The 13995-nt window shown below is 59.8% G+C and carries 14 protein-coding genes; 3 read left to right on the top strand and 11 right to left on the bottom strand.

Annotation, left to right across the window (positions count from 1 at the left end; translation table 11 throughout):
* Positions 1–13: 13 nt before the first annotated feature.
* Both AC0V6V_RS12095 and AC0V6V_RS12090 read right to left on the bottom strand, forming a co-directional pair.
* On the bottom strand, positions 14–859 hold the full coding sequence (locus AC0V6V_RS12095; RefSeq protein WP_486165615.1) for an arginyltransferase: 846 nt from the start codon (positions 857–859) through the stop codon (positions 14–16).
* Positions 860–1170: 311 nt separating this feature from the next.
* Positions 1171–2436, bottom strand: a complete 1266-nt coding sequence (locus AC0V6V_RS12090; protein ID WP_486165614.1) for a threonine ammonia-lyase — start codon at positions 2434–2436, stop codon at positions 1171–1173.
* A 99-nt stretch (positions 2437–2535) separates the two neighbouring features.
* On the opposite strand from AC0V6V_RS12090, the gene AC0V6V_RS12085 reads away from it, so the two are divergent.
* From AC0V6V_RS12085 to AC0V6V_RS12075, 3 genes are all read left to right on the top strand, one after another.
* Complete coding sequence (locus AC0V6V_RS12085; RefSeq protein WP_486165613.1) at positions 2536–3453, top strand: NAD(P)-dependent oxidoreductase; 918 nt, start codon at positions 2536–2538, stop codon at positions 3451–3453.
* 9 nt (positions 3454–3462) lie between these two features.
* Entirely contained in the window at positions 3463–5127 is a 1665-nt protein-coding gene (locus AC0V6V_RS12080) for an amidohydrolase (RefSeq protein WP_486165612.1), read from the top strand.
* 409 nt (positions 5128–5536) lie between these two features.
* Complete coding sequence (locus AC0V6V_RS12075) at positions 5537–5755, top strand: hypothetical protein (protein ID WP_486165611.1); 219 nt, start codon at positions 5537–5539, stop codon at positions 5753–5755.
* A gap of 347 nt (positions 5756–6102) precedes the next feature.
* Here AC0V6V_RS12075 and tatC read toward each other — a convergent pair whose 3' ends face one another.
* From tatC to AC0V6V_RS12030, 9 genes are all read right to left on the bottom strand, one after another.
* Complete coding sequence (gene tatC, locus AC0V6V_RS12070; protein ID WP_486165610.1) at positions 6103–6999, bottom strand: twin-arginine translocase subunit TatC; 897 nt, start codon at positions 6997–6999, stop codon at positions 6103–6105.
* A gap of 9 nt (positions 7000–7008) precedes the next feature.
* The gene (gene tatB, locus AC0V6V_RS12065; RefSeq protein WP_486165609.1) at positions 7009–7623 is read right to left on the bottom strand and encodes a Sec-independent protein translocase protein TatB; all 615 of its coding nucleotides are present in this window, start codon (positions 7621–7623) and stop codon (positions 7009–7011) included.
* A gap of 40 nt (positions 7624–7663) precedes the next feature.
* On the bottom strand, positions 7664–7915 hold the full coding sequence (locus AC0V6V_RS12060; RefSeq protein WP_486165608.1) for a twin-arginine translocase TatA/TatE family subunit: 252 nt from the start codon (positions 7913–7915) through the stop codon (positions 7664–7666).
* A gap of 68 nt (positions 7916–7983) precedes the next feature.
* Positions 7984–8664, bottom strand: a complete 681-nt coding sequence (scpB, locus tag AC0V6V_RS12055; RefSeq protein WP_486165607.1) for an SMC-Scp complex subunit ScpB — start codon at positions 8662–8664, stop codon at positions 7984–7986.
* Positions 8661–9524, bottom strand: coding sequence for a segregation and condensation protein A (locus AC0V6V_RS12050; RefSeq protein WP_486165606.1), 864 nt, complete (start codon positions 9522–9524; stop codon positions 8661–8663). Before AC0V6V_RS12050 ends, scpB begins: the two co-directional genes overlap by 4 nt.
* Positions 9521–10540 (bottom strand): beta-N-acetylhexosaminidase, encoded by a 1020-nt coding sequence (gene nagZ, locus AC0V6V_RS12045; RefSeq protein ID WP_486165605.1) that lies wholly within the window; start codon positions 10538–10540, stop codon positions 9521–9523. Before nagZ ends, AC0V6V_RS12050 begins: the two co-directional genes overlap by 4 nt.
* Positions 10541–10621: 81 nt before the next feature.
* Positions 10622–11326, bottom strand: coding sequence for an SPOR domain-containing protein (locus AC0V6V_RS12040; protein ID WP_486165604.1), 705 nt, complete (start codon positions 11324–11326; stop codon positions 10622–10624).
* Between the two features lie 58 nt (positions 11327–11384).
* Entirely contained in the window at positions 11385–13133 is a 1749-nt protein-coding gene (gene argS, locus AC0V6V_RS12035) for an arginine--tRNA ligase (RefSeq protein ID WP_486166346.1), read from the bottom strand.
* Between the two features lie 157 nt (positions 13134–13290).
* Positions 13291–13941 carry a hypothetical protein gene (locus AC0V6V_RS12030; protein ID WP_486165602.1) on the bottom strand — a complete coding sequence of 217 codons (651 nt, stop codon included), beginning with the start codon at positions 13939–13941 and terminating at the stop codon, positions 13291–13293.
* Positions 13942–13995 lie beyond the last annotated feature (54 nt).

Below are 13995 nucleotides of genomic sequence, written 5' to 3'. Positions count from 1 at the left end.
TAATGTCAGGATATTATGTCGCTGGGAATTTGACCGGCTGGCCATCTTTACCGCGCGCACCTTTGATGGGCTCGTCCAGCGAAGTCTTGGGCGCAGTGGCCTCAGCAATAAGCTCGCTTTGCTCTTCATCGGACATACGTTGCCAGCCTTCACGGGTCAGCCGTTCGAGCGGGCGATAGCGCACCTTATATTGCATCCGCGGCGATCCCTCGACCCAATAGCCGAGATAGACGTAGGGAAGCCCCTGCTCCGCAGCGCGCACTATGTGGTCGAGAATGATGAAATTGCCAAGCCCTGCGCGCGCTTCATGATCGGGATCATAAAAGCTGTAAATCATCGAAAGACCATCACCTTGGCGATCGGTGAGGCACGCACCGACCAAACGGCCCGGCTCGCCATTTTCGCTCGGCTCGCGGTATTCGACAACATAGCTGGTCACCGGCGTATGCTCGACCATATCGGCATAGTCGAGCTCGTCCATTGCCGCCATGCCGCCATCGGGATGGCGCGCGCCCAGATATTTGGCGAGCAACTCAAATTGTTCATCGGTCGCCCATGGGCGGCACTCTGTAACAACGAGGTCTTTGTTGCGCTTCATCAGCCGCTTTTGCGTGCTGGAGGGTTTAAACTCGTCCGAGACTACCCGAACGGAAACGCATGCCTGGCAATCAATGCAGCTGGGCCGGTAAGCCACCGTCTGACTGCGGCGAAAACCAATGCGGCCGAGCGCTTCGTTCAGCTGATCTGCATGACCGCCCTTCAGCTCTGTAAAGACTTTGCGCTCGCTCTTGCCCGGCAAATAAGGGCAAGGCGCAGGGCTGGTAACAAAGAAACGAGGAAAGCGGATCGGGGCCGTCACGGGTTTGCCTTGAGTCCTTGTGCAAAGGGTGAATCAGGGAGTTGGGCGTTAAGACATTCTTATGCCTGTTTGGCCGCCGCAGTAAAAGTATCTTAACCACAAAACAGGGTTAATAAAGGCTTACTTTGCACATTTTGCCGCAGGAATGGCGCAATTGCTTGGGGCAGGAATTGGGATTGACACCAATCCGGATGCAGTTTGTTCGCTAGGGGTTAACGCGTAGCCGGCTGAAAAGCACTCGAAATGCGTCCACACCTCGAGCCTCGCAGAAGTGCGATTGCATAGGGCCAACACTGGTTCAAATGCTTGGCTTACGCGAGCTCAGCCACGGTCACTTTGTAATCCGCCGCGCGCAGCGCCGCGACCAGTGCGTTGAGCTGATCCGCGTCGCGTGCCTCGCACTCAATGTCCGTGATCAAGCCCTTGGCGGGCAGCGTTGTGAAGATGCGCTGATGGTAGATCTCAATGATGTTGACGTTGTGCGCATCGAACAACCGCATGACCTTGAACAAAGCGCCTGGGCGATCCTGCAAAGTCACTCGCAGGCGTGCTAGCCGTCCTTGCCGCGCTAGATCGCGGAGCAGCACATTGGCGAGCAGCCGGGTGTCAATATTGCCGCCGCAAAGCACCATGCCGATGGATTTTCCGGCGAAGCGTTCGGGGTGTTGTAACACTGCGGCGAGGCCTGCCGCGCCCGCGCCTTCTACGACGGTTTTCTCGATTTGCAGCAGCAAAGCGACCGCTTTTTCAAGCGCCGGCTCATCAACCAGCAGGATGTCGTCGACGCGCTCTGCGATCACCTTGCTGGTGAACTCACCCGGCTGCTTGACCGCGATCCCTTCAGCCAAAGTGTCGCCGCCGCACATGCGCTCTTCACCTTTGATGCGCGCGTACATGCTGGGAAACAGGCTGGCCTGAACGCCGACCATCTCAATGTCGGGATTGAGCGCCCGGGCAACTGTTGACATGCCAGAGATCAGACCGCCGCCACCAATCGGGGTGACCAGACAGTCTAGGTCCGACTTTTGCTCGAGCATCTCTAAAGCGACTGTGCCTTGGCCAGCGGCCACATGCGGATCATCAAATGGGTGCACGAATGTGAGCCCCATTTCCTTTTCCAGCTTGCGCGCGTGCGCATTGGCATCGTCGAAGGTTTCGCCTTCGAGCACAACATTGCCGCCTACGCTCTCGGTCTGCATCACCTTCACGGTCGGCGTGGTGCGCGGCATCACGATCGTCACTGGCACGCCCAGCCGGGTGCCGTGATAGGACAGGCCCTGACTGTGATTGCCTGCCGAGGCGGCGATTACGCCGCGAGCACGCTGTTCATCGGTCAGTTGCAGCAAAGCATTAAGCGCGCCGCGTTCCTTATAGGCGGCGGTGAACTGCAGGTTTTCAAACTTCAGCCAAATCTCCGCCCCTGTAATCTGCGACAGAGTGATCGAGTGCATCATCGGCGTCTTCACCACCGCGCCATCAATGCGCGCGGCGGCGGCGCGCACATGATCAAGGGTTAGGTCAGCAGGGCCGCAGGTTGCGGGGGCTGATGCGGCGGCAGAGGCAGATTGTGCTGTCATAGTGACCGGGCGAGTAAGCCTTTGCGATGCGAAGGGCAAACCCAATTGCGTGATCTGCTTTATTGGCAGGTGCGGCAATTGCTATTACTGCCTCGTCCTATGAGCAAAACCCAAGTGAATTCAGACCTGACAATCGCCTTTATCGGGCTTGGCGTGATGGGCGGCCCAATGACCGCGCATCTCGCGCGCGCAGGCTACAATGTAAGAGCGTACAACCGTTCACCGGAGCGGGCCGCAAAATGGCAGGGTACTTTTGCCAAGGACGGCCTCGAAGTCGCGTTCGCCGCAACACCTGCCGAGGCGGCAAGCGGCGCGGACATTGTATTTACTTGCGTTGGCAATGATGAAGATCTCGCCAGCGTGACCTTTGGCGAGACCAGTGTTCTCGCGGCGATGGCCAAAGGCGCTTTGCTGGTTGATCACACGACTGTGTCGGCGGATATGGCCCGGCGGCTGGCTGCTGCATGCGTGGAGAGAGACCTGGAATGCGTCGATGCCCCGGTGTCTGGCGGCCAAGCGGGCGCAGAGAACGGTCAGCTCGCAATTATGTGCGGCGGCAGCGAAGAGGCCCTAGCCCGCGCTGCGCCCGTCATGGATTGCTACGCCAAATCGATCGTCCATGTTGGCGAGGTCGGCGCTGGGCAAACCGCCAAGATGGCCAACCAAATGTGCATCGCAGGCGTGCTGGCTGGCCTGTCCGAGGCGATCAGGCTGGCCGAGGCCGCTGGCCTTGATATGGACAAAACCTATCAAGCGATCTCAGGCGGCGCAGCGCAAAGCTGGCAAATGGACAATCGCTGGGCCAGCATGGCAGCCGATAGTTTCGACTTCGGTTTTGCCATTGATTGGATGCGCAAAGATTTGGGCTATGCCCTCGATGAAGCAAACCGCCTTGGGCTGTCATCACCCGTAACAGCGCTGGTCGATCAATTCTATGCCGAAGTGCAAGCGAGGGGCGGCGGACGCCGCGACACCAGCGCACTCATCACCCGGCTGCCGCAAGCCAAGAAGGACTAAGACAGAGATATGATCCGTAAATTCACCGCCGCGCTTGGCGCCGCCACTGCTATTCTCGCGCTCAGCGCCAGCCCCGCCGCGGCTGACACCCTGGTCTATAACGTCGACGGCATCACCATTGGCGAAGACGGCGAACTGAAGCGCTTTGTCGGATTGGTTTTCGACGATGAAGGCAAAATCACCGATCTGGTAGAGCGCGGCGAGGAGCGCCCCAGCGACATTGATTTCGGCGTGGACGGCGAAGGCCGGGTCATGCTGCCCGGGATGATCGATGCACACTTGCACGTGATGGGCGTTGGCTTTGGCGCACTGACGCTGGATCTATCGCAAACCACCTCGCTCGAAGACGCGCTGGAAAAAATCGCAGAGTTCGCTGCTGAGAACCCTGGGCGGCCATGGATCCTCGGGCGCGGTTGGAACCAAGAGAAATGGGGCCTTGGCCGCTTCCCCACCGCCGAAGAACTGGACGCGGTCGTGTCTGACCGCCCCGTCTGGCTGAGCCGGGTCGATGGCCATGCGAGCTGGGCCAATACAAAAGCGATGGAAGCCGCCGGCGTCACAGCCGCGTCGCAATCGCCCAGCGGCGGGCGGATCATCCGCAAATCCGGGAGTCAGGAACCCGCCGGCGTCTTTGTGGATGCGGCAGAAAGCCTGGTGAATGCAGTCGTGCCCCCGCCTCGCCCAGAAGATCGGGATCTGGCGCTGCGAAAAGCACAGGAGATCCTGTTCGCCAATGGCGTGACCGCTGCCGCCGACATGGGCACATCGATTGAAGATTGGCAGACCTATCGGCGTGCAGGCGACAATGGCACGCTTAAAATGCGGATCATGTCCTACGCCAGCGACGTTGAGACAATGTCGCTGATCGGAGGCCCTGGCCCAACGCCGTGGCTGTACGATGACCGCCTGCGCATGGGCGGGATAAAGCTCTATCTCGACGGCGCGTTGGGCTCACGCGGAGCAACGCTGAAGGAACCTTACGCTGACGAACCCGGCACACGCGGGTTGCCGCTGCTGTCGCAGGCGCAATTGCGCAATTTGATGAGCCGCGCGGCGCTCGATAATTTTCAGCCTGCCGTCCATGCCATTGGCGATGCGGCAAACTCCGATGTGCTCGCCGCGATTGAAGAGCTCAACTCAAGCTACACTGGCGACCGGCGCTGGCGGATCGAGCATGCGCAAATTGCCGATCCGGCGGACCTGCCAACCTTTGGCAAGTTTGGGATCATCGCTTCAATGCAGCCGCTCCACCAAACCTCTGACCGCCTGATGGCGGAGGCTCGGTTGGGCCCAGACCGTCTCGGCGGTGCCTATGCTTGGCGCAGCGTACTCAATGTCGGTGGCCGCCTTGCCTTTGGCTCTGACGCACCGGTCGAGCCTGCCGACGCCTTTGCGGGCATTGCTGTCGCAATCAGCCGTACGGATGCCAATGGAGAGCCGTTCGGTGGATGGCGCGCACAAGAAACCGTCAGCCGCGAGCAAGCGCTGCGCGCCTTTACGGCGGACGCCGCATATGCCGGATTTGCAGATGGCCGGTTTGGACGCTTGATCCCCGGCGAGCGCGCCGACTTCTTGCTGGTCGACCGTGATCCTATGCTGGCATCACCTGAAGACATCCGCGCAACCCAGATCAGTGAAGTGTGGGTTGGCGGCGAGCAAGTCGTCGCGCGCTAAGCCCACGCGAACTCTGAGTGGTTGCACGCCGCGCATCACAAGGTCATTGTCCAATTGATCACAAAGTGAATTGTTTGCCGCGGTCGGAACCGCTGTTTTGCACAAATCACTAAGCGATCTTGCGTATGTTCAAACCGAGCTGCGCAGTTGATTAAGGCGATGAGAACCGATTCGGTGTTCAGACGTTGTTTGAAGAATGTCTCAGTGTGCAGTTGCAGCATTTTCTGCATTGCAAAGTGCGGTAAAAATGCATCAGATTGCAGGGCGTTTCGCTACACCCCTGAAAACGAAGGACTTTAAGAACCAAAATGGCGGCACTTTGCTCAAGATTGGGGTTGCCATAAACTAATAGATCGCCTAATTAACCAACGAATTTCGAGTTTAATAAGAATCAATCAGGAGAATATTGATGAAATTCCGTACGCTTGCCGCTGCAACAGCAGCAGTTTCGCTCGCAGCAACCCCGGCTATCGCAGAAGCCGCATTTGATCGTTCGGCTGCTCCAGTCGAAGGCGAAAGCGAACTCGAAGGCGGCTCGGGCATCATCATCGCCCTTCTGGCAGCAGCAGCTGTCATCGGTGGTATCATCATCGCTGCAGATGGCGACGACGATCCCGTCAGCGTCTAATAGACGTAACACAATCGATAGAATTACGGGGTCCTTCGGGGCCCCGTTTTTTTTGGCCTGTTGAGAAGCCAACCGGTGGTGCGGTTGGCGCGAGGGCATAAGAGGGGCGTGCCCCTTAGAAAACCAGCGAATAATGCGAAGGCTGTCTCGTGGTGCATTGAGTAGTTTCAGCTCAAATCGGCACTGCCTATCAAATGATGCCGCCTGCCCCCACGAACGACCAGCAAGCACCAAACTAAAATACTTGAGAAGCGGTAGGCGAGACTGTCAGTCAGTCCTGAAGCGGCGGCCAATAAAGCGCGCTAGCAGTAACGGCGCGCGGCAAAACCGCAGCCGCAGCTCCAGCTTTATGCCTCGCCGATATCGCCGCGATCGGTAGCCTTACTGTCATCTGCCCCGGAGGCGGCGGCAGCAGACGCGTCTCCGGCCTCTAGAACGCTTCCCTCTTCCGCAGTATCCGCGCCGTCGCCCTCCGCATCCTCATCCGTGTTCCGCCCGCGTTCTTGCAGGCGCATCAGCACCAGCGAGCCCTCAAACAGCAGCAGCAGCGGGATAGCCAAGATCACTTGCGAGCCCGGATCCGGCGGCGTCACAATCGCCGCAAGCGCCACCACGCCGACAATCACATAGCGGCGTGCAGCAACGAACTGCGCCCGCGTGACGATACCCGCACGGTTCAGCAGCAGCAGCAAAACCGGCAGAAGAAAGCTCATGCCAAAGGCGAGGATGAACTGCATCACCAGGCTGAGATAATCGCCAGCAGCGGGCAGAGCCTCAATAGAGAGCCCGCCAGCCTCACCTTCAAAGGTCAAAAACCATCGAAACGCGGTCGGCATGACAACAAAATAGGCCAGCGAACCACCCGCCAAAAACAGCACAGGTGTCGCGAGCAAAAACGGCAGAAACGCCTTCTTCTCTTTCGCATAAAGCCCTGGAGCGATGAATGCCCAGAGCTGGTTCGCAATCACCGGGAAGCTGATGAAGAACCCGGCGAACAGAGCGACCTTCAACTCGACGAAGAACACTTCGTAGAGCTTGGTGAAGATCAGCTGCCCTTCGCCCTCTGGAAACGCGTCTTTCAGAGGCTGGATCAGGAAGCCTAGAATCTGGTCTGCAAAATAGAAGCAGACACAAAACGCCAATGTCAGCGCAATGACCGAACGCACTAGGCGGCTGCGCAGCTCGATCAAATGATCAAGCAGCGGCGCCTGCGTCTCGTCTATATCTCTTATCCCCAGAGCCATTGCTGATTTCTAGCCCTCGCTCTTCGGCGCTGGCTTTGATTTCGCTTTGGCGCGCGGCTTAGTCTTCGCCTTGGATTTGGGCGCGCTTTCTGAAGCGGTCTCAGCCTGTGCTGCCTTCTTGGCTTTCGGCTTTGCTTTGGCCTTGGGGCGCGCAGCAAGCGGCAGTTCCGGCTCTTTCGCCGCAGTTGCAGCCGCACTATCCGCTTTCTTCGCCGTCTTTTTGCCCGCTGACTTACTGCTCGCGCTTGCCGCAGGCTTTGCGGTAGCTTTCGCCTCCGCTGTGGTTGGTTCAGGAGCGGTTGGCTTTGTCACCTCAGCAGCCTGAGCCTTGGGCGCGGCGGGCGGAGGGCCAGTCATAACCGGCTCACCGACGGCTGCCTCTGCCGAACCGGACTGACGCTTCATGATCTCTTCGTTCTGCGCCTGCCACTTCTTTTCCATGTCCTCCAGCTCAGCCTCGCGCACCATCGCATCGATGCCTGTGCGAAAATGCGAGGAAACCTTGCGGATCTGGCCGATCCAGCGGCCAGCCGTGCGCATCGCCAAAGGCAGATCCTTTGGCCCAATCACGATCACCGCGACAATCGCGATGACCAGCAATTCTGCGGCGCCTAAATCGAACATATTTGGCTGGTCCGGCGCATTGCCGCTCTCTGTTCAGAGGTTACTTGGAGGCGTCTTTCTGCTCTGCAGACGCGGTCTCGCTTGCCGCTGCGCTCTTGTCCGCCGGCGGTTCAATTTGCCCGGCTGGCTCCGATGGCTTGGCGGTAGGCGCGTCGACATCTTCGCTCATGCCCTTTTTGAAGCTGGAGATGCCTTTGCCGAAATCGCCCATCATTTCTGAAATACGCCCTCGCCCAAACAGGATGAGGACCACAACGGCGACGATGGCGATTTGCCAGACACTAAAACCCATGGGGGAATGACTTTCTCTGCTTAACCTAGAACGCCAATATAGGCGCGATGGCGGCGCTACGCCAGTCGCTAATCCAATGTGTGCGGCGGAGCGCCGGTTTCAGGATCAGTTGGGACGGCGTTTTCCGCTGTGTCAGAGGCGCCAAGAGCCTCCGATTCTTCTGCGTACGTATCGCCGGTATCCGGGCTCATCGCCTCTTCCAACGCATCATCAACGGGGTCGAGCAGACCGGCGGCTCTCAGCTCGTCGATGCCCGGCAAGTCGCGGCGCGAGCTTAGCCCGAAGTGATCGAGAAACTCTGGCGTCGTCGCATAGATAACCGGGCGGCCCGGCACATCACGTCGGCCAGCCAGCTTGATCCAGCCCGCCTCCATCAGCACGTCGAGCGTGCCCTTGGCGGTCTGAACCCCGCGAATGGATTCGATATCGGCGCGGCTAACCGGCTCATGATAGGCGATAATGGCGAGCACTTCGGTCGCGGCGCGGCTGAGGCGGCGAACCTGCTCGCGCTCTCTGCGCAGCAAATGTGCAAGATCCGGCGCAGTCTCAAAATGCCAGCGCTTGCCGCGCTCCACCAGATAGATGCCGCGCTTGTCGTAAAATTCGCTCAGCTCTTTCAGGCCATCACGCACATCGGAATTGCTCATCCCCCCCAGATGCGTGCCCAACGCCTCTATGCTCATCGGCTCTTCAGTGGCAAACAGTGTTGCCTCCAGACTGCGCGCGATCTCGCTTGGTCCCTCGCTCAATGCGCGCTCACTTTCTCTTGCAACCGGCGGATGCGCAGCGCGCCGTAAGCCTCTTCCTGAGACAGCTCTGCCCGGCCCAGGCGCGCGAGCTCTAGCGCAGCGACAAAGCTGGAGGCGAGCGCGGACTTGCGCAATTTCGGCTCTGCATGCGGCGGCAAGAAGTCACGAATTTCCATCCAATCGAGCGTGACGCCCAGCATGGAAGAGACCCGCTCCAAAGCGCTGTCCAGCGTCATGACCGGACGATCAGAGACGTGATAGATGCGCGGTGCAGTGCGCGCCTTCACCTGACCATAGGCCTGGATCAGCGAGAAACTGTCGCACTTCCACTGCGTCTTGCGATCAATCCGCAGGCCCTCTGGCGCGCCGCGCGTGAAGATGTCGCGCCCAATCCGGTCGCGCCCCATCAGCCGGGCTGCAGCCTCGCGCATCGCGCCGAGGCGCTGGAGCCGCAGTTGCAGACGCATCGCAAGCTCTTCCGGGCTTGGGTCTTCTTGCTCATCCTTGGGCAGAAGCAGCGCAGATTTGAGATAGGCCAGCCATGCCGCCATCACGAGGTAGTCGGCGGCCAGCTCCAGCCGCATGGCCTCAGCCTCCTCAACATAAGTGAGGTATTGGTCGACCAGCGCAAGAATGGAAATTTGTCGAAGGTCAACCTTCTGCCGGCGCGCAAGGTCCAGCAAGAGGTCGAGCGGTCCCTCCCAGCCATCAAGCTCCAGATAGAGCGCCTTTTCGCGCTCGCTCTTTTCCGAAGTCGCGCCATCGGGATCGCCCCAATGCGCTTCGCCGACGCTGTTCACGCTGCCGGGTTCCGGCTTTTCGCCGCTGCCGCCCTCTAGCATGAAGCCATCTGAGCTCATGCCGCCGCCTCCGCAATGTTCAGCAAAGCATCGCGCTTAGCGAGCAAGTCCGCCGCCTCGCCCAGGTCATCGCGGACCTGAGTGCTTTCCAGCGCGCGGTCGAGCCGCGCCGCCGTCGCTTCAGACATGGCGGGCAGAGCCTCCACGATGCCGCGCATATCGTGCATCTTGGCCCAGCAATTGAGGATAATGTCGCAGCCCGCAGCATACGCCTTGGCCGAGCGCTCGGGGATGGTGCCCTCCAGCGCCTCCATATCGATATCATCGGTCAGCAGCAGACCATCAAAGCCAATGGCGCCGCGAATGATCTGTGAAATCACCTTGGATGACAAAGTGGCCGGATTGTCTGCATCCCATGCGGTGAACAGTAAATGGCCGGTCATGCCCATGGGAGCTGAGGCGAGCGAGCGGAACGGGGCAATGTCATGCTCCAATTCCTCCGCGCTGGCGGTGACCGTCGGCATTTCCTTATGCGTGTCGGCCATGGAGCGGCCATGGCCCGGCATATGTTTGATACAGCCGGTCACTCCGCCGCGCGCAAGCCCATCCAGGATAGCGCGGCCAATGGCGGCGACTTGCACCGGATCACTGCCCAAAGCGCGGTCGCCGATCACATCGTGTGCATCGGGCTGACGAACGTCGAGCGGCGGGTGGAAATCCACCGTAATGCCCATCGCCGATAGCTCCAACGCCATCGCGTGAGCATTCGCCCGCGCGGCCTCAATCGCGCTGGCTGGCGCAATTTGATAGAGCCGGTCGAACGCCTCTCCAGCGGGATAGGGCGCCCATTCCGGCGGACGCAGCCGAGCAACCCGGCCACCCTCTTGATCAATCGAAACCAGCAGACGATCGCGGCCATGCAGGCTGCGCAGGTCATCGGTCAGAGCGCGCAGCTGCTCAGCATTTTCGCAATTTCGGCCAAACAGAATGTAGCCCGCCGGATCGGCCTCCTTGAAGAAGGCGCGTTCCTCATTGGTTAGCGCAGGGCCAGAAAGTCCAAAGATGGCCGGTGTCATTGGTGAAACCTTGCAGGCGCACCCGGTTCAATCAAGCGCGGTAACCCTGATCCGTGGGGAAAAGTGGCTGGGCCTCTCGCCTCAACGCTTCACCTGGCAGGCAACGCCATCCGCCTTGAGATCGGTGCAGAGCTTTTGCGCAGCGGCAAGATTGCCTGCCACCGCTTGCAGCCGGTAGACCGTGCCGATGTCCGCCTCGCCCTTTTGGATGCGGTGACTCACACCGTTCAAAACGCTCGTCTGGCGCGTGAGCGTGACCCAGCCAGCCTCCGCCTTTGCCCGGCTGCCATAGGCGCCAACTTGCACGCCGACGCTGCTGCTCGCGGCGGGCTTATCATCGGTGGTGCGGGTCGCAATGGCTGGACCAGCGCTGGTTGATGCGCTGCCAGCAGCGTCGGAGCCGTCCGCACCAGTGCCATTTCCAGAGGCCGAACCCGCTGTGTCGTCAGCATCGGCGACAACGCCGTCACGGCTTTGGCCTTCGCCAACCGCCGGTGCGACATTGCCCGTGCCGGCAAATTCTTTACCGCCGGGATCATCCGGACGTTCTTTATATGGGCCTTCCGGCGCAACGATTGTGCTGCCATCGGCGACCAATTCCTGATCGCCCGTCTTGTTGGTGACGAACCAAACGGCACCGATCACACCAGCCAATAGGACCAGCAGGATCGCGGCAAAGCCAATGATCCGCGCGGTATCCACACCGCCATCATCATCTTCTTCATCGGATTCCAGCCACGGCAGGCTTTCTTCTTCTGACAAGTCGAGTTCGGCTGCATCGCTCATAATTGTTGCCCGCAGGCATCACCGCCCGCGGCCCCTTCCATTAAAAGCCTCTCGGCCCTCACATAAATTCCACCGCCTCAACGCCGAGCACGCCGAGACCATTACGGATCACTTGCCCGATTGCATCAGCAAGGAAAAGCCGTGCGCCCGTTAAACCAGCATCTTGTTCCAAGATGAAGCGCTTTTGCGGCGAATCATTGCCGAGGTTCCAGAAAGTGTGAAGCTCTGAGGCCAAATCATAAAGATAAAAGGCGATCCTGTGCGGCTCGCGCGCTTTTGCGGCGGCTTCAATCTCACGCGGGAATTGCGCGGCGAAACGGATCAGAGCCAATTCTTCATCGCCCAATTGCGCTAAATTCTCACCCGATGGCGCAAGGCCAGCCTCAGCCGCCTTGCGCAAGGTCGAGCGAATCCGTGCATGCGCATATTGGACGTAGAAGACCGGATTGTCCTTGCTCGCCTCGACCACCTTGGCGAAATCAAACTCCATCTGCGCCTCAGGCTTGCGGGTCAGCATGGTGAAACGCACCACATCCTTGCCCACTTCGCCCGCCACATCGGCCAGCGTCACGAACGTGCCAGAACGTTTCGACATCTTCACTGGCTCACCGCCGCGCAGCAACTGAACCATTTGCACCAGCTTCACGTCGAATGGGGTCGGGCTGCCCTGCCCCTCGCCCAGCGCCGCAACCGCAGCTTTGATCCGTTTAACCGTACCAGCGTGATCCGCGCCCCAGATGTTGATCATCGCATCGGCGGTTTGCGCCTTTTGCATATGATAGGCGAGATCGGCGCCAAAATAGGTCCAGTAACCGGAAGATTTCTTGATCGGCCGGTCCTGATCATCACCAAATTTGGTCGAGCGGAACAGTGGCAGCTCCACCGGCTCCCAATCTTCTGGCGGGGCCTTGCCCTTGGGTGCTTCGAGAACGCCATCATAGACCAGGTCATGCTCGCGCAGCCACGCTTCGGCGGCGTCGGGCTTGCCCTCGCGGTGCAGCTGAGCCTCTGAGGCGAAGACATCGTGATGAATGCCCAGCACCGCCAGATCGGCCTTGATCAGCTCCATCATGGCATCAACCGATTGCTCGCGGAACAGCGCCAGCCATTCGCTTTCATCGGCGGCGGCATAGGCATTGCCGTACTCTTTCGCGAGCGCTTCGCCGAGCGGTTTGAGATAATCGCCCGGATAGAGCCCTTCTGGGATCGCGCCAATATCCTCGCCCAGCGCCTCGCGGTATCGCAGATGCGCAGAGCGGGCGAGCACGTCGACCTGACCGCCTGCGTCATTGATGTAATATTCGCGCACCACCGAATGGCCGGCAAATTCGAGTAGGCTGGCGAGCGCATCGCCCACCACCGCGCCCCGGCAATGGCCCATATGCATCGGCCCAGTCGGGTTCGCGGAAACATATTCGACGTTGACTGTCGTGCCAGCGCCCATGTCAGAGCGGCCATAGGCGTCTGCCTTCGCAGCGATCGCCGCAAGTTCAGCCAGCCATGCCGCAGGATCAAGCCGCAGGTTGATGAAGCCGGGTCCGGCGATCTCTGCGCTGGTGATTTGCGGGTCTGCTTCCAGCTTCGCGGCGATTTGTTCAGCCAAGGCGCGCGGATTGGTCTTCGCCTGCTTCGCCAGTACCATGGCGGCATTGGTCGCCAGATCACCGTGGCTCGGATCGCGCGGCGGCTCCAGCGTGACATTGGCGAAATTGATACCCTCGGGCAGCACGCCGTCCGCTTCCAAAGCCTGAAGCGCGCTGTGGGTCTTAGCCGCAAAGGCGGCGTAGAGTGTTGGTTGATCAGTCATAGGAAGCACGCGCTACCTTAATTTTCTGCTTGCGCAAGAGGATCGCGGCCAGAGCAACGGTCGCAAAGCGACCGCAAGGCCGACCGGCCGCCCGCAGCGACGCGACCTTTGGTCGCATGAGCGAGGAAATCGCACACCGGATGGTGTGCGGAACAATCTAACGCGTGGCGTTGTAGGCCAGCTGCTGCTCAGTCAGTTGAAAGCCGACCAGCATTTCAAAGCTGGTTCGCTGAATCGCCGCGCGCACTTCTGGTGCGGACAGCGGATCAAGCGCGGCGTCAACATCGCCAGGTTTGCGCTTACGGGTGATCCGCTCGCGAATATCGGCGGGCAAGGTCGCAGCAGCGCGGTCAATATAAGAGGACGCGGTTCCGCTCGCCTGTGCGCGCTCTTGGCCATCAGCAAAACTGATCGTCACCTCACCAATCCGCTTTGACACAACGGCGCTGCCGCCCTGCAACACGGTGACGAAGTAAGGCACGGTGACGCTGCGCGCGCCGCGAACATCGGTGCGACGGGCGAGCACATCAAAGGTCGCCTGGCTGTAAACCTTCTCGCCGCTTTCATCACAGGTGTGACGCAGATTGGTGATCGTTGCGGTCATATCCAGATTGGCCGCCGTCTGATCGCCAGCGGCGCGGAATGCAGTGATATCTCCGGTGTAATCAGGAATGCCAACCGATGGGCAGGATGTCAGGACGGCAGTGATCCCGACCCCCTGATCAACCACCAACTCGCCTTCGCGGGCACAACCAGCAAGGGCAGCAACAAGAGCTAGAGCAGGCAAAATCGGCTTGCGAAACGTCATGGAATGGGTCGTCCTCGATTAATCGATCCAATGCGCGCGCAGCGATTGACCGCG

The sequence above is a fragment of the Erythrobacter sp. S249 genome (assembly GCF_057364975.1).
The sequence above is the reverse complement of the archived record's forward strand: the minus strand, read 5'-3'. Positions and strand labels throughout refer to the sequence as shown.